We start from the raw sequence: 21,165 nt of genomic DNA, 5'->3' as shown, positions 1-21,165 counted from the left end.
GCCCGGGGCATACCCTGCGTAAAGCCCCTGTAATCGCCGCCGCAACCGATCGGCGCAGGTTTACGGATCCGGCTGCCGGGCATCAGCCTCCCGCGAACTGCAGCAATACGGAGGGGACCTCGTGCGCATTGCCATGATTTCCGAGCACGCCAGCCCCCTGGGTGACGGCGGGCAGAACACCCACGTCGCGGGTCTGTCGGCCGCCCTGGCCGAGCTCGGTCATGAGGTGTGCGTCTACACCCGCCGGGACGACCCGGCCGTGGCCGAGGTGGTCAGCACGCCCGGCGGCCTCCGCGTCGTCCACGTCACCGCCGGCCCGCCGAAGTTCCTCCCGCCCGACCTGCTGCTCCCGCACATGGGCGAGTTCGCCCGCCGGCTCGAGGAGAACTGGCGTTCGGGGCACTGGGTGCCCGAGGTCGTGCACGCCCACTTCTGGACCAGCGGCTTGGCCGCCGTCACCGCCGCGCGCCGGTTCGGCATTCCGGTCGTGCAGTCGTTCCACGAGCTCGGCGAGATCCAGGCCGGCACCGGCCGTCCCTCCCGCACGGGCTACGAGCGCGCCCTGGGCCGGGCGGTCGACCGGGTCGTCGCCCAGAGCCAGGACGAGGTGCAGGGGCTCGTCCGCATCGGGGTGCCCCGCGCCCAGCTGACCGTCGTGCCCGCCGGCGTCGACAGCGTCCGGTTCAGCCCCGACGGCCCGGCCGTCGAGCGCGACCACGACCGGCCCCGCATCCTGTCGGTCGGGCGGCTCGTCGAGCGCAAGGGCTTCGGCGACGTCCTGCAGGCCATGCGCTACGTCCCCACGGCCGAGGTGGTCGTGGTCGGGGGCCCGCCGGCCGACCAGCTGACCACCGACCCGGGCGCCCGCAAGCTGCGCGCCCTCGCCGAGAAGCTCGACGTGGCCGACCGGTTCCGCCTGGTCGGCAGCGTGCCCGCACGGGACATGCCGCGCTGGTACCGCTCGGCCGACCTGCTCGTCGCGGCTCCGTGGGAGGAGCAGTTCGAGGCGTCCGCGCTCGAGGCGATGGCCTGTGGCGTGCCGGTGATCGGCACCTCGGTGGGCGGCCTCGACGAGACGGTGGTCGACGGGCTGACCGGCGACCTGGTGCCCGCCCGCGACCCGCGCGCGCTCGGTGGAGCCCTGCGGCGCCTGGTCAACGACAAGGTGCGGCGCTTCGCGTACGCCACGGCGGCGCTCGACCGGGCCCGGCAGGCGTACTCCTGGAAGCGCGTCGCCGCTCAGGTCGGCTCGGTCTACTCGACGGTCACCGGTCTGGGCAAGAGCAACAACAACGCCGCGAGCAGCACCGAAGAAGCGATGGCGTAGGGCGGCATCCACCAACCGGTGGATCCACGGTGGAGCGAGCTGGTCGATTCGGGACCCCCGGGGCCGGTGTGACGCTCTATGCATGACAGTCATCGAGGTCCGTAACCTGCGCAAGGCGTACGGGGACACGCTTGCGGTGCGGGACGTCTCGTTCACGGTGGAAGCCGGCGAGATCTTCGGCATTCTCGGTCCCAACGGCGCCGGCAAGACCACCACCGTCGAGTGCGTCTCCGGACTGCGCCGGCCCGACGCCGGCGTCATCCGGGTGCTCGACCGCGATCCGGACGACCGGTCGCTGCGGTCCGACGTCGGCGTCCAGCTGCAGGAGAGCGGCCTGCCGGACAAGCTGACGGTCCGGGAGGCGCTCGAGCTCTACGCCTCCTTCTATGCCGAGCCGGCCGACTGGCGCGCGCTCACCCGCGAGCTCGGCCTCGGTGAGAAGCTCTCCACCTCGTACGTGAAGCTCTCGGGAGGCCAGAAGCAGCGGCTGTCGATCGCCCTCGCGCTGATCGGCAGCCCGCGGATCGCCATCCTCGACGAGCTGACCACCGGGCTCGACCCGCAGGCCCGCCGGGACACCTGGGACCTGATCGAGTCGGTACGGGCCAGTGGCGTGACGATCGTGCTGGTCACCCACTTCATGGAGGAGGCCGAGCGGCTCTGCGACCGGCTCGCCGTGATCGACCGCGGCGAGGTCGTCGCGCTGGACACCCCGGCCGGGCTGATCGCCGGGATGGACAGCGAGCAGCGGATCCGCTTCCGGCCGTCCGCCCCGATCGACGACGTGCTGCTCCTGGCCCGCCCCGAGGTGCGTCAGGTCACCCACCACGGTTCGCAGCTCGAGGTCGTCGGCACCGGCAACCTGCTGCACGCGGTCACCTCGGTGCTGGCCGTCAACGAGATCATCGCCGCCGACCTGCGGATCGAGCAGGCCAGTCTGGACGACGCGTTCGTCCAGCTGACCGGCCGGTTCGGGAAGGAATGACCCGATGCCTGTCTTCGCCAAGCTGACCCTGACCGAGATCAAGCTCTTCCTGCGGGAGCCGATCTCCGCCTTCTTCGTCCTGTTCTTCCCGACGTTGCTCGTCGTGATCCTCGGCAGCATCCCGTCCTTCCGGGAGCCGCAGGCCGATCTCGGCGGCGCCCGCGTCATCGACCTCTACGTCGGCATCGCGGTGGCGCTCACCCTGGCCATGGTGGCCATCCAGGTGACCCCGGCCGTGCTGGCCACCTATCGTGAGCGCGGCGTGCTGCGCCGGCTGGCCACCACCCCGGTGTCCCCGCTCAAGCTGCTCGGCGCCCAGCTGGCGATGTTCGGGCTGGCCGCGATCGCCTCCACCGCCCTGGTGCTGGCCGTCGGCCGCCTGGCCTTCGACGTGCGGCTGGCCGACAACTTCCCCGCGTTCGTGCTGGCCTTTCTGCTCACCGCGGCCGGGACGCTGGCCATCGGCATCTTCGTGGCCGCGGTGGTGCCCAGCGGCAAGGCCGGCAACTCGGTCGGCACGATCCTGTTCTTTCCGCTGATGTTCTTCGCCGGGCTGTGGACGCCGCGCGAGGTCATGCCCGAGGTGCTGCAGCGGATCGCCGATTTCACCCCGCTGGGAGCGGGCGAACGGGCGCTCAACGAGGCGATGACGGGAAGCTGGCCCAGCCTGCTCTCCGCTACCGTTCTCCTGGGCTACGTGGCCGTGTTCGGGTTCGCCGCGGTCCGTTCGTTCCGCTGGTCATAACGGGGGGTGGGGTGAAATGACGGAGGGGCCGACGACGCTCCGGGTCGACCGGATCATGGGCCGATTGCCGTACATCGCACTGGGCGCCTCGCTCGTCCTGCTGGTGGCCGGTTCCACGGTCGGTGTCCCGCACAAGTCCTGGCTGATCGTCGGCCTCTCCGTCGCCGCCACAGCCGGCTGGCTGATCTGGTGGATTCCCCTGCACCCGCGGTGGGAGCAGGACGAACGCAAGATGGTCGTGTTCTTCCTGGGTCTGGCCGCCCTGATCTACCTGCTCGTCTGGGTCAGCCCGCTGTTCGGCTTCTTCGTCTGGAGCGGTTACCTGCTCACCACGTACGGGCTGAAGAGCTGGCGACGGCTGGCGGCCGGCACGCTCGTCGCCGGAGCCGGGGCCATTTCGCAGATCGGGGGCTTCCCGGTCCTGGCCGAGCCCGACGTCATCCCGGTCTTCCTGGTCGTGCTGGCGATCAACATCGGGGTCGCCAACGTGATGATCTGGGTGACCATGTGGACCCACGAGCAGGGCGAGAAGCGGGCCCGCATGATCGACGAGCTGGGCGAGGCCAACGCCAAGCTGGCCGCGGCGCTCAAGGAGAACGCCGGCCTGCACGCCCAGCTGCTGGCCCAGGCCCGCGAGGCCGGCGTGCTCGACGAGCGGCAACGGATGGCCGGCGAGATCCACGACGTGCTGGCCCAGGGCCTCACCGGCATCGTCACCCAGCTCGAGGCGGCCGACGCGGCGGCCGACCGGCCGGGTGACTGGCGGCGGCACCTCGACAACGCCAAGGGCCTGGCCCGCGAGAGCCTCACCGAGGCGCGGCGGTCGGTGCAGGCGCTGCGCCCGCACACGCTCGACGGCGCCGGGCTGCCCGAGGCGATCGGCGAGGTCGTCCGGGAGTGGGCCCGGGTGCACGAGGTCAGCGCCGAGCTGATCACGACCGGCACGCGGCGGCCGCTGCTGCCCGAGATCGAGGCGGCTCTGCTCCGGACGGCCCAGGAAGCCCTGGCCAACGTGGCCCGGCACGCCGGCGCCGGCCGGGTCGGTCTGACCCTGTCCTACATGGAGGACGTGGTGACCCTGGACGTCCGCGACGACGGCGGCGGCTTCGATCCCGCTCTGCCGCGTGAGTTCTCCGAGACCGGCGGGTACGGCCTGGCCGCGATGCGCGAGCGGCTGGCCCGCATCGCCGGCAGCCTCGAGGTCGAGTCCGAGCCCGGCGCGGGCACGGCGCTGTCGGCCTGCGTGCCGGCCATCGCGGTCGGAGCGGCCGCGTGATCGGCCTGGTGATCGTCGACGACCACCCCGTGGTGCGCGACGGGCTGCGCGGCATGTTCACCGGGGACGCCCGCTTCGAGGTGCTCGGCGAGGCCGGCGACGGGCGCGAGGCGCTCGCGGTGGCCGGGTCGGTCGACCCCGACGTCGTGCTGATGGACCTGCGCATGCCCGGCATGGACGGCGTGTCGGCGATCAAGGCGTTGCAGGCGCAGGGCTCGCGGGCCCGGGTGCTCGTGCTGACGACCTATGACACCGACGCCGACGTGCTTCCCGCGATCAAGGCGGGCGCCACCGGTTACCTGCTCAAGGACGCCTCCCGCGACGAGCTCTTCCGGGCCGTCGAGGCGGCCCACCGGGGCGAGTCGGTGCTCTCCCCGGCGGTCGCCGGACGGCTCATGGGCAGCCTGCGCTCACCCGCGCAGGAGCCGCTGAGCCAGCGCGAGCTCGAGGTCCTCACGCTGATCGCGCGGGGCAACTCCAACAAGGAGGCCGCGAGCCGGCTGTTCATCAGCGAGGCCACGGTCAAGACCCACCTGCTCCACGCGTACGCGAAACTGGGTGTCCGCGATCGGGCGGCCGCCGTGGCCGTGGCCTTCGAACGCGGCCTGCTGCAGAGCTGAGACACCCCCGGCCCACGGGCTCGCCGCGGTAGGGCGGAGTGGCCGGTCGCCCCACGGGCTCGCGGCGGTAGGGCGGAGCGGCCGGTCGGCCCACGGCTCGCGGCGGTAGGGCGGAGTGGCCGGTCAGCCCACGGGCTCGCCGCGGTAGGTGCCGAACGACCAGAGATTGCCCTCGGGGTCGCGGGCCCGGAAATCGCGCGAGCCGTAATCGGTGTCGGACGGCCCCTCCAGGATCTCCGCGCCGGCCTTGGCCGCGCGCTCGTGCAGCGCGTCGATGTCGTCGGCGACCACATAGCAGCCGAAGGTCCCCGGCCTGAGCGGCCACGCGTCGTCGCCATCGCCGCGATCCGAGCCGAGCATGATGCCGCCGCCCAGCGGCCAGGCCAGCTGGGCGTGCTCGACCCGGTCGCCGTCGCCGTGGACGACCACCTCCTCGAAGCCGAACGCGTCGACCAGGAACCGGATCAGCGCGCGGGCGTCGGTGGCCCGCAGGGTCGGCCACACCTGTGGTGGCGGTGTCCTCGCATCAGTCATGGCTCGATTCTGCGGTGACCGGCAGGCCCAGCGCTTGGACGAAAGCGAACTCGTCGGCCAGCCACTCGGACGGGGTGCAGCCGGCCAGCGCCCGGAACTCGCGCACCAGGTGGGACTGGTCGGCGAAGCCGTGCGCGGCGGCCACCGCGGCGATCGGCCGGTCGGGTCGCAGCGCGCGGCGGGCCCGGTCGAAACGGGCCACCCGGGCGGCCTCCTTGGGCCGGAGCCCGACCTCGGCGCGGAACTGGCCGGTCAGGTGACGGCCGCTCCAGCCCACCTCGGCCGCCACGCTCCTGATCGAGGCGCCCCCGGTGACGCGGTGGTAGGCGTACGCGATCTCGGGCCGGACGCGACGATCGGTGAGCCTGGCCCGCAGCGTGTCGTCGAGCAGGGCGAAACGGCTCGGCCAGTCCGGGGCGGCGCACAGCTGTTCCCGGATCTCGGCCACGGCGGCTTCGCCGAACAGCGCGGCCGCGTCCACGTCCAGGCCGGCCAGCTCGGCGGCCGGCACGCCGAGCAGGGCCCGGCAGCCCAGCGGGCGCAGAGCCACCTGGACACCCGACTGCCGCCCGTCGTGGATGATCACCGCGGGCGCCAGGTGCAGACCGCCGACCAGCGCGTCGTAGCTGCCGGGCCGCTGCCGCGGATCGGGATGGGCGGCCATCACGAGCGGCTCGTCCAGGGTCAGGATCATCGTCAGATAGGGCGACGGCAGCCCGAGGTGCCGCATCGGCGCGACGCCGCGCTGCCGGTAACCCGAATAGACCGCGACGAACGGAGCCAGCCCGGCCCCCGGCCGGACCTGCACATACTCGTCGACGACCATCCTGCGACCCTACGTTGGCATGCCCGGGCCGTCGATTCGATCTGCCCGGCGTCGATACGATCCGTGACGTGACGACTCCAGTTGTGCGGGGGCTTCCGGTGGTCGGGAACGCGGTGGCGATGGCCAAGGACCCCGCGCGGTTCTTCGTCGACTGCTATCGCGAGCACGGGCCGGTCTTCCGCGTCCGGGTGATGGGCCGCGAGCATCCGGTGATCGCCGGGCCCGTGGCGGCCGAGTTCCTGGGCACCCGCGAGGGCCGCGAGTGCCTGCGGTCCAAGGAGTTCTGGCGGGGGCTGGTCGACGAGTACGGCGCCACCCGCACCCTGCCCGGCGAGGACGGCCCCGCTCACAAGGAGCTGCGCGACATCATGCGGCGCGGCTACTCCCGCGAGGCCATCGCCGACCGGCTCGACGAGGTCGTGGCGATCACCGACCGCAACCTCGACCGCGCCTGGCGGCCCGGCACCACGGTGCCCGTGCTGCGCTCGATGCAGGAACTGGTCACCGATCAGCTCGGCGAGCTGCTCACCGGCGCCTCCCGGCCCGAGTACGTCGCCGACATCCGGCTGGCCACCCAGTACATCCTCAACGTGCTGGTCACCCGGCAACGGCCGCGGATCCTGCTGCGCGACCCGCGCTACCGGCGGGCCAAGGCCCGGGTGGCCGAGCTCGCCACCAAGATGATCGAGGAGAGGAGCCGGTCCGGCGGCAAGCCCGCGGTGCTCATCGACGACCTGCTGCGGGCCCACCGGGAACGACCGGACGCGATGCCCGCCTCGGACCTGATGATCAGCGTCACCGGCCCGTACGTCGCCGGCCTCGACACCGTCGCCAACACCATCTCCGCGTTCGTCTATGCCGTCCTCAAACACCCCGACGTGCTCGCGCGGGTGCGGGCCGAGGCCGACGAGCTCTTTGCCCGCGGGACACTCACCGAGAAGGATCTGCGCGGCATCCCGTCGATCCGCGGCGCCCTGATGGAGACGATGCGGCTCTATCCGATCGCGGTGGTGCAGATGCGCACCGCGACCCGTGACTTCGAGTTCCAGGGCCACCGGATAGCGGCCGGCGAGAGCCTCTACGTCGGCACGACCGTGCCGCATTTCCTCGAGGAGCACTTCCCCGACCCGATGCGCTTCGACATCGACCGTTACGAGAAGCCGCGCGCGGAGCACCTGGGGGCCGGGGCCTATTCACCGTACGGGCGGGGACAGCACGTGTGCCTCGGCAAGACCCTGGCCGACGTGCAGATGATGGTCACGATGGCCCGCCTGTTCCACCGCCTCGACCTGCGCCTCGACCCGCCGGACTACGAGCTGGCCCGCAAGGTGACGCCGACGCCCGGCCCGGCGTGGTCCTTCCGGGTGAGGGTGGCCGGGGTCCGGGCGCCCTGACGTCCCGCTCCGGTCCGACGGGTGCCGGGCCGGTTGTCCACAGGGGCCGACCGGGCCGTGCCGAGGTGCAAGGATCGGGACATGGCGGACGCGGTGGTGGTGGGCGCGGGCATCGGAGGGCTGGCGGCGGCCCTGGCGCTGCAACGACGCGGCTGGTCGGTCACCGTCCTCGAGCGGGCGGCGGCGCTGGAGGACGTGGGGGCGGGCCTGGCCGTGGCCCCCAACGCCCTGCGCGCCCTCGACCACCTGGGCGTGGGCGGGCCGGTTCGCTCGCTCGCGGCGCTGCAGGGCACGGCCGGCGTGCGGCGTCCCGACGGCCGGTGGATCGCGCGCACCGACGCGGCCGCCGCCGAACGGCGGTTCGGTGAGCCGACGATCGTGGTGCACCGGCCCGCGCTCGTCCGGGTGCTCGCCGACGCGCTGGCCCCGGGCACGCTGCGCCTGGGCCGGGCGGTCTCGGACGTGTCGGCCGACGGCACGGTGGTCACCGCTGACGGCACGCTCACCGCCGGGCTGGTGGTCGCGGCCGACGGGCTGCGGTCGGCCGTCCGGCAGAAGCTCTTCCCTCAGGTGGCGCCCCCGGTCTACGCCGGCGTGACGAGCTGGCGTCTCATCGTCGGCCGGCCGGCCGGGGAGCTGAAGCTGAGCGAGACGTGGGGCGACGGCAAGGTGTTCGGCGTCGTGGCCCTCGGCGACGGACGCGTCTACTGCTATGCCACCGCGCCGGCCCCACCCCAGCAGACCGCGGCCGACGAGCGGGCCGAGCTGGCGCGGCACTTCGCCGGCTGGCACGCGCCCATCCCGGCGCTGATCGAGGCGGCCGGCGACGTGATCCGCACCGACATCCGCTGCCTCGATCCCACGCCGCCGACCTTCCACCGGGGACGGGTCGCCCTGCTCGGCGACGCGGCCCACGCCATGACACCCAATCTGGGCCAGGGCGCATGCCAGGCTCTCGAGGACGCGGTGGTGCTGGCCACCCACGCCGGCTCGCTCGATCGCTATTCGGCCGAGCGCGTCCCGCGAACCTCGGCGGTGGCCGCCGCCTCACGCCGGATCGCCCACCTGGCCGGGCTGCACGGCCCGGCCGCCGCGCTGCGGAACGCGGGGATGGCGCTCGCCGGAAAGCTCGGGCCCAGCCTGGTCCTCCGCCAGATGGACCCGGTGCTCACCTGGCGCCCGCCCACCTGACCGGCCCGGCGTCGGCCGGCTCCGCGTCGGCCGGCTCCGCGTCGGCCGACGCCGGCCCTGTCTTCGTCCAGTGTGGTCGCCACCTGACCCAGCCGCTGGTTTCTCTGCGCCCCGGCGCAAGCGCTGTGCGCCGCAGCGAAAGACCGCGCGCGCCCCGGCCGGGAGAGTGGACCGGGCACGGGGTAGGCGCGGATTTCACAAGGAGTGAGTGGCTCGTGAGCGAGAAGATTCTGTCGGGCAAGGTGGCGCTGGTGACCGGGGGCAGCCGGGGGATCGGCGCGGCGACGGCCCGGCGGCTGGCTGCGCTGGGCGCGGACGTGGTCATCACCTACGCCGCACAGGCGGAGAAGGCCAAGACGGTGGTCGAGGAACTGCGGTCTCAGGGCGTGCGCGCCGAGGGCATTCAGGCCGACCAGTCCGACCGGGCCCAGGTGACGGCCATGGTGGACGCGGTCGCTGAGCAGTTCGGCCGGATCGACATCCTGGTCAACAGCGCCGGCGTCTTCCGGCCCGGGGAGAACACCGACGCCGTCCGCGATGAGCAGGTCGCGATCAACCTGACCGGTGTCGCCGACACGACCTACCGGGCCGTGCGGCACATGCGCGAGGGCGGCCGGATCGTGAACCTGTCGTCCGGTGTTGCCAGCAAGACCTTCGCAGCCGGCATGTCCGACTACGCGGCGACCAAGGCTGCGGTCACGGCGTACACCCGCGGGTGGGCCCAGGATTACGCCGCGCGCGGGATCAACGTGAACGTCATCGAGTGCGGCATCATCGACACCGACATGGCCATGCCGAAGGATTCCGAGGGCGGCCAGTTCATGCTTCAGGCGGTCATCCCGATGCACCGCTACGCCCGGGCCGACGAGGTCGCCGGTGTGGTGGCGTTCCTGGTCGGGCCGGATGCCGGCTACATCACCGGCAGCATCGTTCGGGTCGACGGTGGCGCCCTCGCCTGAGGTCCGGCTCAGGGCTCACCGCGGCGGTCGCCGCGGGTCTCGCGGGGTGTGACGCCGAACTCGCGACGGTAGGCGGTGGCGAACGAGGCGTGGCTGGCGAACCCGGACGCGTGCGCGACCTGCGCGATCGACCGGTTGTCCCAGGTCGAACTGGCCAGTCGGGTCCGGGCCAGCCGCAGCCGCTCCGAGCGGATCAGGTCGCGGGAGGTGGTGCCGACGGCCTGCAACACATCCTGCAGGTATCGGGCCGACCAGCCCAGAACCCGGGCGATGCCGGTGATGGAGAGGCCGGGGTCGGCCGCGTGACGGCGGACGTACTGCCTCACCTGCGCCTCGACCTCTCGTCGCTGGGCGGTCGGCGCCGAGTCGCCGGCGCCGTCGGCGACCAGGCAGAGCAGGTCGAGCAACTGGTCGCAGGCGATGTCGAAGGTCGCCTCGGAGAAGTGTTCCCGCTCCTGCTGGAGGGTGAGCACCGTCTGCCGGATCAGCCGGCCGAGCCCCGCGGTGCCGTCGAAGACCTGCGCATTGCGGGCCGCGGCGGGATTGCGCCGGTGCATCGCCTCACCGGGGAAGATCAGCGCGACCGACTGGAACGTCTCGCCGTGGGCGAAGGTCACCGGGCGGTCCACGTCGCACAGCGCGAGGGTGCCCGGCCGGATCTCGCCCGCGGCCGCGGCCTGCTCCACCTGGGCGCTCCCGGCCGTCGGCACCAGCAGCTCGACAGCGCCGCGCGGGTCCGTCCGGATGTGCCGCCGCTCCCGTACGAACTCCTCGCGGACGTTGCCGCACAGGGCGATGCCGTACGACCGTGACCGCTGCCATTCCAGCCGCCCCGCCCACGGGCCGGCATCCGTCAGGGTGACCCGGCTCGCCCCGTGCAGGTCGATGAAAGATTCCCGCCAGGCGTCGGCCGTCGGTATCGAACCCGGCTCGTTCCAGCGATACATGCCCGAACAGTAGCCAACCCGGCCCATGCCGACCGCCGCGCGGCGAGAGCCGGCTCCAAGCGTTGGTACCGCTGGAGCCGGCTCCATCCCCGCGTCAGTCGGCCAGGGCCTTGGCCAGGTCGTCGCGGAACGCCCGCTCGCTGTCGGTGACCGTCTCGCCGCCGAGGCCCAGCACGCCACCCGTGGAGGCCGCGCCGACGACACTCTCGGCGATCTCGACGAGCCAGTGCTTGTAGGTCTCGGCGTCGGCCTGCTCGGCCTTGGCGACCAGCAGGGCATTGGCCTCGGCGGCCCGGCCGAGCACGTCCTCGACGTACGCGATGGGGTCGCTCGGCTCGATGACCGGCGGCTCCTCACCCAGCTCGGGGTCGCCCGCGCGGGACAGGATCGCCCCGGCGACCGCCGCGACCATGGGGCTGGCCGACGCCCGCGCGTCCGAGATGACGTCCAGGCCGGCGGCCGTCTCGGCCCGGGTCTTGCGCGTGCTGTCGGGCGAGGCCGCGCTGGCCGCGGTGAGCACCGACTGCGGCAGGCCGACGAGCAGCCCCCACTCCGAATCGGTGAAACCGAGCATCGAGTACAGCGGTTCGTCACTCACGGTGAATCCTCACGATCGGTAATGTCTGGCAGTCCTATACCCCACCGGCGGTCAGCTCGATCACACGGTGAAGATCTGACCGGTACGTGTCCAGGCGCGGTTCGGGCGTCCCGGTCCACGGCCCGTCCAGGTCGGGCCGCTTGCGCGCGACATGCAGGGCGTATGCGGCGTGCTGGTCCCGAGCATTCTGCGCCTCGGTCACCGGCTCGCCGACCGCCTGCCGGGCCGCCCAGCTGTCCGCGTCGCCCTCGTCGATCAGCTGCCGCCACCGGGGACTGGGAAACACCGCCCGACCCTACCGGCGCCACCCCGTACCGGCCCGGCTCTCACCCGGAAGGGGTGAGGCGGCCGGGCCCGGGGGCGGGGATGCTCCGAGACGACCGGCCTACGCCGGCCGGAAGGGAGAGCTGTGGCGCGTCTTCGCTACACCTACCTCGGGCTGGCCGGGGCCCTGCTGTTCTTCTGCGCCTCGCTCACCCCGTCCCTGCTGCCTCGTGGGTGGCTCTTCCAGGGACTGATCGGTGGTCTTCTCGCGGCGGTCGGCTACGGCGCCGGCGTGCTCGGTGGCTGGCTGGCCCGGTGGATCTCGGGACGGCCGGCGCTGCCGGTCCCGAGCCGGACGGCCTGGCGGGTGCTGGCCGGGGCGGCCGCCGTGCTGATCGTGGTGTTCCTCTGGCTGGGCTCGGGCTGGCAGGCGCAGATCCACCGGCTGGTCGGCCTGTCACCGCCGCCCCGCGCCGTCTATCTGCTGAGCCTGCTGCCCGCCGCCGTCCTGCTCGTCGTCGTCATCGGGCTCGCGCGCCTCGTCCGCCGGGGCACCCACGCGCTGACCGGGTTGCTCGGCCGGGGAGTGGCGGCGCCGGCGGCCCGGGCGCTGGGCGTGGCCGCGATGGCCGTTCTGCTGGTGGTCGTGGCCAACGGCCTGCTCGTCCGCGGGCTCTTCCGGGCGGCCGACCGGACGTTCGCGGCGGTCAACTCCGAGACGCAGCCGGACGTGGCCGCGCCGGTCTCGGCGTACCGCTCGGGTGGGCCCGGATCGCTGTTGAGCTGGGCGTCGCTCGGCAACCAGGGGCGGACCTTCATCGGCGGCGGACCGAGCGCGGCCGACCTGCGGGACTTCTCGGGTCGTCCGCCCGCGGAACCGATCCGGGTGTACGCGGGCCTCGACTCGGCCGGCACGCCGATCGAACGCGCCGAGCTGGCCGTGCGCGAGCTGGAGCGTACGGGCGGATTCTCCCGGGCCGTGCTGTGCCTGATCACCACCACCGGCACCGGATGGGTCAACGCGCAGGGCGTCGACCCGCTGGAGTACCTCTACAACGGCGACACCGCTCTGGTCTCGATGCAGTACTCCTACCTGCCCAGCGTCATCTCGTTCCTGGTCGACCGGGACCGGGCCCGGGCGGCCGGCCGGGCGCTGGTCGACGAGGTCTACGGGGTGTGGTCGAGACTGCCGGCCGACCGGCGCCCGAAACTGCTCGTCTTCGGCGAGAGCCTCGGCTCGTTCGGCTCCGAGGCGGCGTTCAGCGGCGACGGCGACATCCGCAACCGGGTCGACGGGATGCTGCTCGTCGGTCCACCCTCCAGCAACGAGCTGTGGCGCCGGTTCGTCGAGGACCGCGACCCGGGTACGCCCGAGGTGCTCCCGCACTACGAGCGGGGCCGGATGATCCGGTTCGCCGCCGACCCGGCCGCCGACCTGGCCCGCCCGGCGACCCCGTGGGACCGGCCGCGGGTGGTCTACCTGCAATACCCCTCGGACCCGATCACCTGGTGGTCGCCCGGTCTCGCGCTGAGCCGCCCCGACTGGCTCGCCGAGAGACGCGGCCACGACGTGCTGCCGGCCATGCGCTGGTACCCGCTGATCACCTGGGCGCAGGTCTCCGCCGACATGGCCGTCTCGAACGACGTGCCGCCCGGCCACGGCCACAACTTCGGCGCCGCCCCGGTCACCGCCTGGGCCGAGATCGCGCCGCCGCCCGGCTGGACCGCGGAACGTACGGCCGCCCTGACCGATCTGATAGCCGACTGAGACAGGAGAGGATCGATGAGCGACCTGCAAGGCATGGTCAACTCGCTGACCGAGACCGAGCTGCTGCTGTTCCGGGAGTCCGAGCCGGACAACCTGGCCGGGCTGGACGAGGACGGGCTGCTCGACGTGCACACCCGCATCCGCCGGGCCCGCGACAAGCATCAGAAGGTCTACCGCAGACAGGCCGCCACCCGCGTCGGGGAGGTGGGTGCCCGCGGCCGGGCGTACCCGAAGAGCACCCGCAGCCGCGCCAAGGCCGAAGTGTTCGAGGACGCGCTCGCCCGGGTCAGCGACGCGGTGTCCGCCGCCGCCCGGGCCAGCGTCGAGGCGCTGCGCGCCGAGCGCCTGGCCGAGGCCCGGCAGCCGGGCAACGTCGACCCGCCGCCCCCGCCCCGCCCGCGCAACGAGGCCCGGTCACCCCAGCGCCGCGACCGGCAACCCGACCATGGCGGCCTGCCGAAGCGCCACGCCTCGACGCGGGCGGCCGGCGCCCGCAGACAAGCCCGCCGCGACGGTTGACCGGCGACAGACGTCGATATCGTGGTCCGCATGGCCATCGCTCACTCGCCTCTCATCGTCCTCGACTGCCCCGAACCCGGAGCGCTGGCCCGGTTCTACGGCGCGATGCTGGACTGGACGATCGACGTCTCCGCCGACCGGGCCTCGGCCTGCAGCGAGGAGGGTCAGCAAGGCCGGTGTCTCTCCTTCCATCGGGTGGACGACTACCGGCCCCCGACGTGGCCGACCCAGGAGCGGCCCCAGCAGATGCACCTCGATCTGCTCGTCGACGATCTCGACGCGGCCGAGGCGGCGGTGATCGAGCTGGGCGCGACCAGGCATCCGGACCAGCCCGGTACGTCCTACCGGGTCTTCCTGGACCCGGCCGGTCACCCCTTCTGCCTCTGCCTGAACTGACACCGATGTTTGCCGGCGTCAGGCCGGGTACGTCGAGGGGGATCACCGTCCGCCTGTCGCCCGGAACCGAGGGAACTGCTTATGCCCACCGTGCCTGACCTGACGCTGAACAACGGCGTCGAGATCCCCGCCATCGGCCTCGGCGTCTTCCAGACCCCGCCCGACGAGACCCGCGAAGCCGTCCTGGCCGCCCTGTCGACCGGTTACCGGCACATCGACACCGCCGCCGCGTACGGCAACGAGCGGGAGGTCGGCGAGGCGATCGCCAAGTCCGGCCTCGACCGCTCCGAGGTCTTCATCGAGACCAAGGTCTGGATCAACGACTACGGGTACGACGAGACCCTGCACGCATTCGGCAAGGGCGCCGGCAAGCTGGGCGTCGACCAGATCGACCTGCTGATCCTGCACCAGGCACTGCCGTCGGAGTTCGACAAGACCCTGGCGGCCTACCGCGCCCTGGAAAAGTTGCTGGCCGACGGCAAGGTCCGGGCCATCGGGGTCAGCAACTTCATGGTCGACCATCTGACCCGGCTGCTCGACACGGCCACGGTCGTGCCGGCGGTGAACCAGATCGAGGTGCACCCGTACTTCCAGCAGCGAGAGGTGCAGGCGTTCGACGTCGAGCACGGCATCCTCGACCAGGCGTGGTCGCCCATCGGCGGCATCACGTTCTACCGCGACAGCGGGCACACCAACGCGCTGCAGGACCCGGTGATCGGGGAGATCGCGAAGGCCTGCGGCAGGACCCCGGCCCAGGTCATGCTGCGCTGGCACCTGCAGCAGGGCCGTCAGGTCATCCCCAAGTCGACCAAGCCGCAGCGGATCGCCGAGAACTTCGACGTGTTCGGCTTCGACCTCACCGGCGAGCAACTCGCCGCGATCGACGCGCTCGACACCGGCAAGCGCGGCGGCCCCGAGCCGCAAGCCGTCACCCTCGAGACCTTCGGCCGCGAGATCCCCGAGGCCTGATCCACCGGCCTCCCCGACGCACCACGAACCACGACCCGGAGGAAAGACCATGCGTACCGCGAAGCTAGGCGCACTCGAAGTCGGCCGGATCGGCCTCGGCGCGATGGGCATGTCGGACGGCTACAGCGGCGCCGGCAGCGACGACGCCGAATCCGTCCGCACCGTCCACCGCGCGATCGAGCTCGGCGTCACGCTGATCGACACCGCGGAGGTCTACGGCCCGTACGTCAACGAGGAGCTCGTCGGTCGCGCCCTGCGCGGCCGCCGCGACCAGGTGGTGCTCGCGACCAAGTTCGGGCTGATCTCGCACACCGGACGCGGCGCGGGAAAACCGGACAGCAGCCCGGACAGCATCCGTACGGCGGTGGAGGGCTCGCTGAAGCGGCTGGGCACCGACCACATCGACCTGTACTACCAGCACCGCGTCGACCCGGGCACCCCGATCGAGGACACCATGGGCGTTCTCGCGCAGCTCGTGACCGAGGGCAAGATCCGGTACATCGGCCTGTCCGAGGCGTGGACCGACACCATCCGCCGGGCCCACGCCGTGCACCCGGTGACCGCGCTGCAGTCGGAATACTCCCTGTGGACCCGCGACCAGGAGGAGATCCTGCCGGTCCTGCGCGAGCTGGGCATCGGCCTGGTCGCCTACTCCCCGCTCGGCCGCGGCTTCCTCACCGGCGCCCTGCGCACCCCCGCCGACGTCGAGAAGCTCGACGACAGCGACTTCCGCAAGAACCACCCGCGTTTCACCGGCGAGAACTTCCAGCGCAACGTGCGTCTGGCCGACCAGGTGCAGGCGGTCGCCGACCAGGCCGGAGTCACCTCGGGACAGGTGGCGCTGGCCTGGCTGCTGGCCAAGGGCGACGACATCGTCCCGATTCCCGGCACCAAGCGGGTGAGCCGGGTGGAGGAGAACGCCGCCGCCGACGCCGTCACCCTCACGCCCGACCAGATCGCCACCCTTGACGCGCTGCCCGTCGCCGAGGGCGGCCACCACACCGACGAGCAGATGCAGCTGATCGAGCGCTGACCGCGCCGGCACCGCCCTGATGAAGGTGGCACGCGCGGATCGAGCTCGGTGGGCGTTACGTCGGCACCTGGACCTGTGCTGGCTGGTGGACGGTGAACAGGTCGCCGGGTTGGCACTGCAGCGCGTCGCACAGTGCCGTGAGAGTGCTGAAACGCACGGCCCTCACGCGTCCGTTCTTGAGCGCGGAGAGGTTGGCCAGGGTGATGCCGACGCGGTCGGCGAGTTCGGTCAGTGTGAGGCCGCGGGCAGCGAGGAGCTTGTCGATGTGGACCTCGACGCGGTGCTCGCCCTCCGGTGGCATCAGACCACTCCGTCGAGATCGGCACGAAGCGAGCGGCCCCGGCGCACGATCTCGCCGATCGCAAACATGCCGAAGCCCCAAAGTACCCATGTTCCAGGGATCGCGAAGTCGAGCAGCGCAGAGGTCTCCATGGGTTTCAGCGTGAGACCGAGCGCAAACTCGCCGACCGACTCGAGCACCCACACCGTCGGACCGCCGATGACGGACAGCAGGCCGAGCGCACGAAATCGGCTGACGATGTTTCCGGTGAACGGGTCGTCATGCCGTGCCCGGCCGACCAGGCGCCAGAGCAGGAACAGCACCAGGAGCAACAGGAGGAGACCGGGGAGCGTCGCCAGTAGCTCCCAGCCTCGCTGCGCACCGGTCGGTTCCTCCACTTGCAGGCGGAGCCCACCGTCGATGCTGACTCCTGGCGGCACGTTGAGCAGCGCATCGGAAGGTAGCAAGCCCTTGCTGCTCACCTCCACGTCGAAGGGTCGGCCCGCGACGATCCCGATCGTGGTCACTGCCCCCGCGATGCCGGTAAGCACCACCCCGATCGTCAGCAGTCCGTGAAGCTCGTTCAGCCAGTCGGGTCGCCGCAAGGACGTTCGCATGATGACAACACCCTTCGGTTATCGATAGTCGATGTATCGACTATCGATAACCTCCAGCGGTTTGTCAAGGCAGTGACGTCGCAGCTGGTCCCGAAGCCGATGCGGCCGGGCTGGTCGGGGAAGGTCCGCCGTCAGGTCAGTGCGGCCGGCCCATGAGGGCGAAGGCCAGCAGCCCGGTGGCGCTGAAGTCGATCGACGGCTCGGTGTTGGCCGAGATCCGGCTGTCGTCGGCGTAGTGCGCGTCGTCCCGGTCGAAGGCCGCGAACGCGTCGTTCCGGCATGTCGCCGGCCCGCTGGTGGACTGCAGCTCGTGCACCCGGTCGGCCCTGTTCGGGCCGTTGACCACGGCGCCCGTCATGCTCAGCCCCTCCACCCCCGTCTCGGTCAGGCCGGCGATCTGGTCGTGCGGGCACCGGGGGTACGTGGTTCCCGCGCCGACCACCAGGGAGGTGCCCCAGCCGTTGGCGCCGAGGACGACACCGCGCTGGGCGGTCGCGAAGGCGGCGTACCGCTGGTCGCCGGACACGTGCTCGTACAGCTCGGCGGTCGCCGCGTAGCCCAGCTGACGGGCCGCGTAGTCGTAGCCGCCGGCGCCGGCCGCCGCGCCCATCGGGTCGCCGGCCGCCTTCCTCAGCCCGGCGTCGAGCCGCCGTCGCAGGTCGCGCAGCAGCTCGTCCTTGCCGCCGGCGCCCAGCCGGATCAGCTCGGCGTCGGCCAGCGCGCTGACGTCGTAGACGCTGAGCGCCTCGGTCCCGCCCCGCTCGGCGTTCACCCGGCCCCACTTCGCCGCAGTGCCGGCCCACTCCGCCGCCCGCGGGTCGCCCAGGGCCCGGCCCGCGAGGGCCAGCTCGGCCGCGCCGAAGGCCAGATCGTCGGTCCACCGGTCCTCGGGATAGAAGCTGCGCGGCTCGGCGGTCACCAGTTCGGCGACATCTTCCGTACGGGCGAGGCCGAAGACCCTCGCGGCGGCGTCCAGATGCGTCCGGGCCACGTCGGGCCGGGTCCGCGCCTCGACCTGCGCGGCGAGCGAGAAGGCGGCGGCGACCCGTCCGGCCAGGTTGGGGCTGATCGGGTCACCCGGGTCCGCGGCGCGGAACACGGGCCGGTACCGCTGGTAGTAGCGCTCGTCGCCCGGCTCGACGTCGAGCTGGTCGTCGGTCTCGGGCAGCCGCCAGCTGTCGTGATCGCCCAGGAACCCGGCGGCCCGGCTTCCGCTGCCGATGCCGACCTGCGTGTAAAGCGCCTGGTTGTCGGCGTCCCACATCTTGTGCAGCCACGTCGTGCCGTGCCGCGTCTCGGCGTCCAGGCCCTCCCCGGCGAGGCCGTCGCGCTGCGCGATCAGCATCGCGCTGAGGGCGTACGCGGTGGTGTGGGTGAACTTGAGGAAGTCGCCGGCGTCGAACCAGCCGCCCTCGGCGTCGACCGGCCCGCCGTCGCGCTCCAGGCCGGCAGTCACCCGGCCGGATTCGTCGAACGACGGTCGTGCGTACACAGTGGCCACTCGATCGGCGAGATGCGCGGGCCGGCGGCGCCAGGGCGTCGCCACCTGGTCCGCGCCGTCCCGGTGGTTGCGGAAGTACTCCAGCGACCCCTCGGTCAGCGGCCCGAGAAGGTCGGCGGCCGGCGCCACCCGGAACGGCGGCGACTCGGCCCGCACCGCACCGGTGACCCGCACCCGGTAGACGTCGTGCTCGCGAAGCCCGCTCAGGTCGATCGGCCGCACGTCGGGAAATCCGGCGTTCCAAGGACCGCGGCCGGCCCCCACCGCCGGCGACAGGACCACTTTCCCGGACGCGTCCACGACGGTCACCCGCACGTCGGCGGCCGCCCGGGGCGACAGCAGATAGGCCACCTTGGTCTCTCCGGGCGCGTACCCCACCTGATCGACGCGAACCAGCGCCTCCGGCGCCGAGGGGCCCCGATCGCACGCCACACAGCCACCGGCCAGAAGCGCTCCGGCGAGCACGAGCCTGAGCCTCCGGCCGAACGACGTCCGCACACCAAGATTCTTGACCTTTCCCCCGAGCCCGTGCCGGACCCGCTGTGCGGGATCCCCGGCTCAGGTCGACGGGGGAGTGACCAGCCCGCTCTCGTAGGCGACGACGACCAGCTGGGCGCGGTCGTGGACGCCGAGCTTGGCCATCGCCCGGTTGACGTGGGTCTTGACCGTGTGCGGGCTGACCACCAGGCGCTCGGCGATCTCGTCGTTGGGCAGGCCGGCGCCGACCAGCGACAGCACCTCGCGTTCGCGGTCGGTCAGGCCGGCCAGCCGGGCCGGTGGCACGAGCCGGGGGTCGGGCCGGGCGAGGAAGCGGGCGATCAGACTGCGGGTGGCGGCCGGGCTCAGCAGGGCCTCGCCGCGGTGCACGGTACGGATGGCGTCCAGGAGCTGTTCCGGTTCGGCGCTCTTGCCGAGGAAGCCGCTGGCCCCGCTGCGCAGCGCCGCGAACACGTACTCGTCGATCTCGAAGGTGGTCAGGATGAGCACGTGGACGCCGGCCAGGTCGTCGTCGGCGGTGATCAGGCGGGTGGCGCCGAGGCCGTCGAGCTCGGGCATCCGGATGTCCATCAGCACGACGTCGGCGCGCTCGGTGCGCGCCAGGGCGACCGCCTCGGCGCCGGTGCGGGCCTCGCCGACCACGGCCAGGTCGGGCGCGGAGCGGAGGAGGGTCGCGAACCCGGCCCGGACGACGGGCTGGTCGTCGGCGATCACGACCCGGATCACCCGGCGCCGCCCGGCAGGGTCGCGGTCACCCGGAATCCGCCGGTCGGCCGGGGACCGGCCCGCAGCGACCCGCCGACGGCGGCGACCCGCTCCCGCATCCCGGTGATCCCGTGACCGGGGGTGCAGGACGCGGGTGCTCCGTCGTTCTCGACGGCCAGCGTCAGGTCGCCCCGGTGCCGTCCGACGGTGATCCGCACGGGCTCGCCGGGCGCGTGTTTGCAGGCGTTGGTCAGGGCCTCCTGGATCACCCGGTACGCCGTCAGGTCCGCGGGCCGTGACACGCTCATCGGCGTCCCGCGCAGATCGACCTGATGACCCTGTGCCCGGTACGCGGCGAGCAGGTCGTCCAGCCCGTCCAGGCCCACCGTGGGCTCGATCAGGGCCGGCTCGCCGGCCTGGCGCAGCAGACCCACCGAGTCGCGCAGCTCCTCGAGCGCCGCCCGGCTGCCCGCCCGTACGTGCCGCAACGCCTCGCGTACCTCCGGCGCCGGGTCGGTGAGCAGGTGAGCGGCCACCCCGGCCTGCACGGTGACCAGGGCGAGCTGGTGGCCGACGCTGTCGTGCAGGTCGCGGGCGATGCGCAGGCGTTCCTCGGCCACCCGCCGCTGGGCGTCGAGCTCGCGGCCGTGCTCGGTCTCCCGCACCCGGCGGACCACCTCGGCCAGGTAGCGGCGGCGATGCCGGGCCGCCGTCCCCGCGGCCACCGCGAGCCCGCCCAGGGCGACCAGCGTCAGATTCTCCGGGCCGAGCACGCGCTGCGGCGCGCCGAACGTGTGGAAGGCGCCGATCGCCAGCACGACCACGCCACCGAAGAGCAGCGAGAGGCGGCGGTCCGAGTGCTCGGTCGCCGTGTACAGCGCGACCAGCGGGGCGCTCAGCGCGAGGATCCCGTTGCCGCCGTGGTAGCGGAACATGTAGAGCTCGGCCGCGACGGTGCTGACCATCAGAACCGTGTACGGCAATCGCCGGCGCAGCAGCAACGGCGCGGCGACCGCGGCGGCGAGCAGGACGGAGAGGCCGTCCAGCTGATGCTCCCCGCCGGCCCGGCCGAACAGGGTGGCGAGGAAGACCGCGCCGGCCACGGCGCCGTCCGCGAGGGTCTTCATGAGCTTCACCGTAGGCGGGCGACCGGCTCGGCACGATACCGCCGATGCGGTACGCCGAAGATGCCGCCGCTGGGCGACGCGATCGA

23 protein-coding genes are annotated in these 21,165 nt (G+C 72.6%); 13 read left to right on the top strand and 10 right to left on the bottom strand.

The genetic code is table 11. From position 1 onward, the window contains the following. Positions 1-121: 121 nt before the first annotated feature. From HJC40_RS40510 to HJC40_RS40490, 5 genes are all read left to right on the top strand, one after another. On the top strand, positions 122-1,327 hold the full coding sequence (locus tag HJC40_RS40510) for a glycosyltransferase (protein ID WP_250008961.1): 1,206 nt from the start codon (positions 122-124) through the stop codon (positions 1,325-1,327). Positions 1,328-1,409: 82 nt separating this feature from the next. Next, a complete protein-coding gene (locus HJC40_RS40505; protein ID WP_250008960.1) occupies positions 1,410-2,312 on the top strand; it encodes an ABC transporter ATP-binding protein in 903 nt (300 codons plus the stop codon). 4 nt (positions 2,313-2,316) lie between these two features. Beyond that, positions 2,317-3,057, top strand: coding sequence for an ABC transporter permease (locus HJC40_RS40500; protein WP_250008959.1), 741 nt, complete (start codon positions 2,317-2,319; stop codon positions 3,055-3,057). A 16-nt stretch (positions 3,058-3,073) separates the two neighbouring features. After that, the gene (locus tag HJC40_RS40495; protein ID WP_250008958.1) at positions 3,074-4,333 is read left to right on the top strand and encodes a sensor histidine kinase; all 1,260 of its coding nucleotides are present in this window, start codon (positions 3,074-3,076) and stop codon (positions 4,331-4,333) included. Beyond that, entirely contained in the window at positions 4,330-4,953 is a 624-nt protein-coding gene (locus tag HJC40_RS40490) for a response regulator transcription factor (RefSeq protein WP_250008957.1), read from the top strand. The genes HJC40_RS40495 and HJC40_RS40490 overlap by 4 nt, the downstream gene beginning before the upstream one ends. A 123-nt stretch (positions 4,954-5,076) precedes the next feature. Here the strand turns inward: HJC40_RS40490 and HJC40_RS40485 are convergent, their stop codons facing one another. Together HJC40_RS40485 and HJC40_RS40480 are read right to left on the bottom strand one after the other, a co-directional pair. Then, positions 5,077-5,487 carry a VOC family protein gene (locus tag HJC40_RS40485; RefSeq protein ID WP_250008956.1) on the bottom strand — a complete coding sequence of 137 codons (411 nt, stop codon included), beginning with the start codon at positions 5,485-5,487 and terminating at the stop codon, positions 5,077-5,079. After that, positions 5,480-6,313, bottom strand: coding sequence for a helix-turn-helix transcriptional regulator (locus HJC40_RS40480; RefSeq protein ID WP_250008954.1), 834 nt, complete (start codon positions 6,311-6,313; stop codon positions 5,480-5,482). Before HJC40_RS40480 ends, HJC40_RS40485 begins: the two co-directional genes overlap by 8 nt. 68 nt (positions 6,314-6,381) lie before the next feature. Here HJC40_RS40480 and HJC40_RS40475 point away from each other — a divergent pair, with 68 nt between their 5' ends. The 3 genes from HJC40_RS40475 to HJC40_RS40460 all read left to right on the top strand — a co-directional run bounded on the left by HJC40_RS40475 (position 6,382) and on the right by HJC40_RS40460 (position 9,857). Further along, a complete protein-coding gene (locus HJC40_RS40475; RefSeq protein ID WP_250008953.1) occupies positions 6,382-7,707 on the top strand; it encodes a cytochrome P450 in 1,326 nt (441 codons plus the stop codon). A gap of 81 nt (positions 7,708-7,788) precedes the next feature. Continuing rightward, on the top strand, positions 7,789-8,898 hold the full coding sequence (locus HJC40_RS40465) for an FAD-dependent monooxygenase (RefSeq protein ID WP_284044437.1): 1,110 nt from the start codon (positions 7,789-7,791) through the stop codon (positions 8,896-8,898). Between the two features lie 215 nt (positions 8,899-9,113). After that, the gene (locus HJC40_RS40460; RefSeq protein WP_250008952.1) at positions 9,114-9,857 is read left to right on the top strand and encodes an SDR family oxidoreductase; all 744 of its coding nucleotides are present in this window, start codon (positions 9,114-9,116) and stop codon (positions 9,855-9,857) included. A gap of 8 nt (positions 9,858-9,865) precedes the next feature. Here the strand turns inward: HJC40_RS40460 and HJC40_RS40455 are convergent, their stop codons facing one another. The 3 genes from HJC40_RS40455 to HJC40_RS40445 form a co-directional block, all read right to left on the bottom strand. Further along, positions 9,866-10,804 (bottom strand): AraC family transcriptional regulator, encoded by a 939-nt coding sequence (locus HJC40_RS40455; RefSeq protein WP_250008951.1) that lies wholly within the window; start codon positions 10,802-10,804, stop codon positions 9,866-9,868. Between the two features lie 94 nt (positions 10,805-10,898). Then, positions 10,899-11,402: a hypothetical protein gene (locus HJC40_RS40450; RefSeq protein WP_250008950.1), complete on the bottom strand. Its 504-nt coding sequence runs from the start codon at positions 11,400-11,402 to the stop codon at positions 10,899-10,901. A 34-nt stretch (positions 11,403-11,436) separates the two neighbouring features. Continuing rightward, the gene (locus HJC40_RS40445; RefSeq protein WP_250008949.1) at positions 11,437-11,688 is read right to left on the bottom strand and encodes a hypothetical protein; all 252 of its coding nucleotides are present in this window, start codon (positions 11,686-11,688) and stop codon (positions 11,437-11,439) included. A gap of 123 nt (positions 11,689-11,811) precedes the next feature. Here HJC40_RS40445 and HJC40_RS40440 point away from each other — a divergent pair, with 123 nt between their 5' ends. The 5 genes from HJC40_RS40440 (at position 11,812) to HJC40_RS40420 (ending at position 16,351) form a co-directional block, all read left to right on the top strand. Continuing rightward, complete coding sequence (locus HJC40_RS40440; RefSeq protein WP_250008947.1) at positions 11,812-13,434, top strand: alpha/beta-hydrolase family protein; 1,623 nt, start codon at positions 11,812-11,814, stop codon at positions 13,432-13,434. A gap of 15 nt (positions 13,435-13,449) precedes the next feature. Next, positions 13,450-13,953, top strand: a complete 504-nt coding sequence (locus HJC40_RS40435) for a hypothetical protein (protein ID WP_250008946.1) — start codon at positions 13,450-13,452, stop codon at positions 13,951-13,953. A 30-nt stretch (positions 13,954-13,983) separates the two neighbouring features. Further along, positions 13,984-14,349: a VOC family protein gene (locus tag HJC40_RS40430; RefSeq protein ID WP_250008945.1), complete on the top strand. Its 366-nt coding sequence runs from the start codon at positions 13,984-13,986 to the stop codon at positions 14,347-14,349. 81 nt (positions 14,350-14,430) lie between these two features. Further along, positions 14,431-15,318 carry an aldo/keto reductase gene (locus tag HJC40_RS40425; protein WP_250008944.1) on the top strand — a complete coding sequence of 296 codons (888 nt, stop codon included), beginning with the start codon at positions 14,431-14,433 and terminating at the stop codon, positions 15,316-15,318. A 49-nt stretch (positions 15,319-15,367) separates the two neighbouring features. Then, a complete protein-coding gene (locus HJC40_RS40420) occupies positions 15,368-16,351 on the top strand; it encodes an aldo/keto reductase (protein WP_250008943.1) in 984 nt (327 codons plus the stop codon). A 55-nt stretch (positions 16,352-16,406) separates the two neighbouring features. Here the strand turns inward: HJC40_RS40420 and HJC40_RS40415 are convergent, their stop codons facing one another. From HJC40_RS40415 to HJC40_RS40395, 5 genes are all read right to left on the bottom strand, one after another. Next, on the bottom strand, positions 16,407-16,652 hold the full coding sequence (locus HJC40_RS40415; RefSeq protein ID WP_250008941.1) for a helix-turn-helix transcriptional regulator: 246 nt from the start codon (positions 16,650-16,652) through the stop codon (positions 16,407-16,409). Continuing rightward, positions 16,652-17,248: a DUF2975 domain-containing protein gene (locus tag HJC40_RS40410; RefSeq protein WP_250008939.1), complete on the bottom strand. Its 597-nt coding sequence runs from the start codon at positions 17,246-17,248 to the stop codon at positions 16,652-16,654. The genes HJC40_RS40415 and HJC40_RS40410 overlap by 1 nt, the downstream gene beginning before the upstream one ends. Before the next feature lie 136 nt (positions 17,249-17,384). After that, positions 17,385-19,214, bottom strand: a complete 1,830-nt coding sequence (locus tag HJC40_RS40405; protein ID WP_250008938.1) for a glycoside hydrolase family 9 protein — start codon at positions 19,212-19,214, stop codon at positions 17,385-17,387. Between the two features lie 93 nt (positions 19,215-19,307). Continuing rightward, positions 19,308-19,973, bottom strand: a complete 666-nt coding sequence (locus HJC40_RS40400) for a response regulator transcription factor (protein WP_250008937.1) — start codon at positions 19,971-19,973, stop codon at positions 19,308-19,310. Next, positions 19,970-21,079, bottom strand: coding sequence for a sensor histidine kinase (locus tag HJC40_RS40395; RefSeq protein ID WP_250008936.1), 1,110 nt, complete (start codon positions 21,077-21,079; stop codon positions 19,970-19,972). The genes HJC40_RS40400 and HJC40_RS40395 overlap by 4 nt, the downstream gene beginning before the upstream one ends. Positions 21,080-21,165: the final 86 nt, after the last annotated feature.

Origin of the sequence: Actinoplanes sp. M2I2 (genome assembly GCF_023544445.1) — a bacterium.
GTDB lineage: Bacteria > Actinomycetota > Actinomycetes > Mycobacteriales > Micromonosporaceae > Actinoplanes.
The sequence above is the reverse complement of the archived record's forward strand: the minus strand, read 5'-3'. Positions and strand labels throughout refer to the sequence as shown.

Bases quoted from the DNA above. Each gene is read 5' to 3' on its own strand.
- HJC40_RS40505 (WP_250008960.1), top strand. From the start codon at position 1,410: ATGACAGTCATCGAGGTCCGTAACCTGCGCAAGGCGTACGGGGACACG.
- HJC40_RS40500 (WP_250008959.1), top strand. From the start codon at position 2,317: ATGCCTGTCTTCGCCAAGCTGACCCTGACCGAGATCAAGCTCTTCCTG.
- HJC40_RS40495 (WP_250008958.1), top strand. From the start codon at position 3,074: ATGACGGAGGGGCCGACGACGCTCCGGGTCGACCGGATCATGGGCCGA.
- HJC40_RS40485 (WP_250008956.1), bottom strand. From the start codon at position 5,487: ATGACTGATGCGAGGACACCGCCACCACAGGTGTGGCCGACCCTGCGG.
- HJC40_RS40480 (WP_250008954.1), bottom strand. From the start codon at position 6,313: ATGGTCGTCGACGAGTATGTGCAGGTCCGGCCGGGGGCCGGGCTGGCT.
- HJC40_RS40465 (WP_284044437.1), top strand. From the start codon at position 7,789: ATGGCGGACGCGGTGGTGGTGGGCGCGGGCATCGGAGGGCTGGCGGCG.
- HJC40_RS40455 (WP_250008951.1), bottom strand. From the start codon at position 10,804: ATGTATCGCTGGAACGAGCCGGGTTCGATACCGACGGCCGACGCCTGG.
- HJC40_RS40435 (WP_250008946.1), top strand. From the start codon at position 13,450: ATGAGCGACCTGCAAGGCATGGTCAACTCGCTGACCGAGACCGAGCTG.
- HJC40_RS40430 (WP_250008945.1), top strand. From the start codon at position 13,984: ATGGCCATCGCTCACTCGCCTCTCATCGTCCTCGACTGCCCCGAACCC.
- HJC40_RS40425 (WP_250008944.1), top strand. From the start codon at position 14,431: ATGCCCACCGTGCCTGACCTGACGCTGAACAACGGCGTCGAGATCCCC.
- HJC40_RS40420 (WP_250008943.1), top strand. From the start codon at position 15,368: ATGCGTACCGCGAAGCTAGGCGCACTCGAAGTCGGCCGGATCGGCCTC.
- HJC40_RS40415 (WP_250008941.1), bottom strand. From the start codon at position 16,652: ATGCCACCGGAGGGCGAGCACCGCGTCGAGGTCCACATCGACAAGCTC.
- HJC40_RS40410 (WP_250008939.1), bottom strand. From the start codon at position 17,248: ATGCGAACGTCCTTGCGGCGACCCGACTGGCTGAACGAGCTTCACGGA.
- HJC40_RS40395 (WP_250008936.1), bottom strand. From the start codon at position 21,079: ATGAAGACCCTCGCGGACGGCGCCGTGGCCGGCGCGGTCTTCCTCGCC.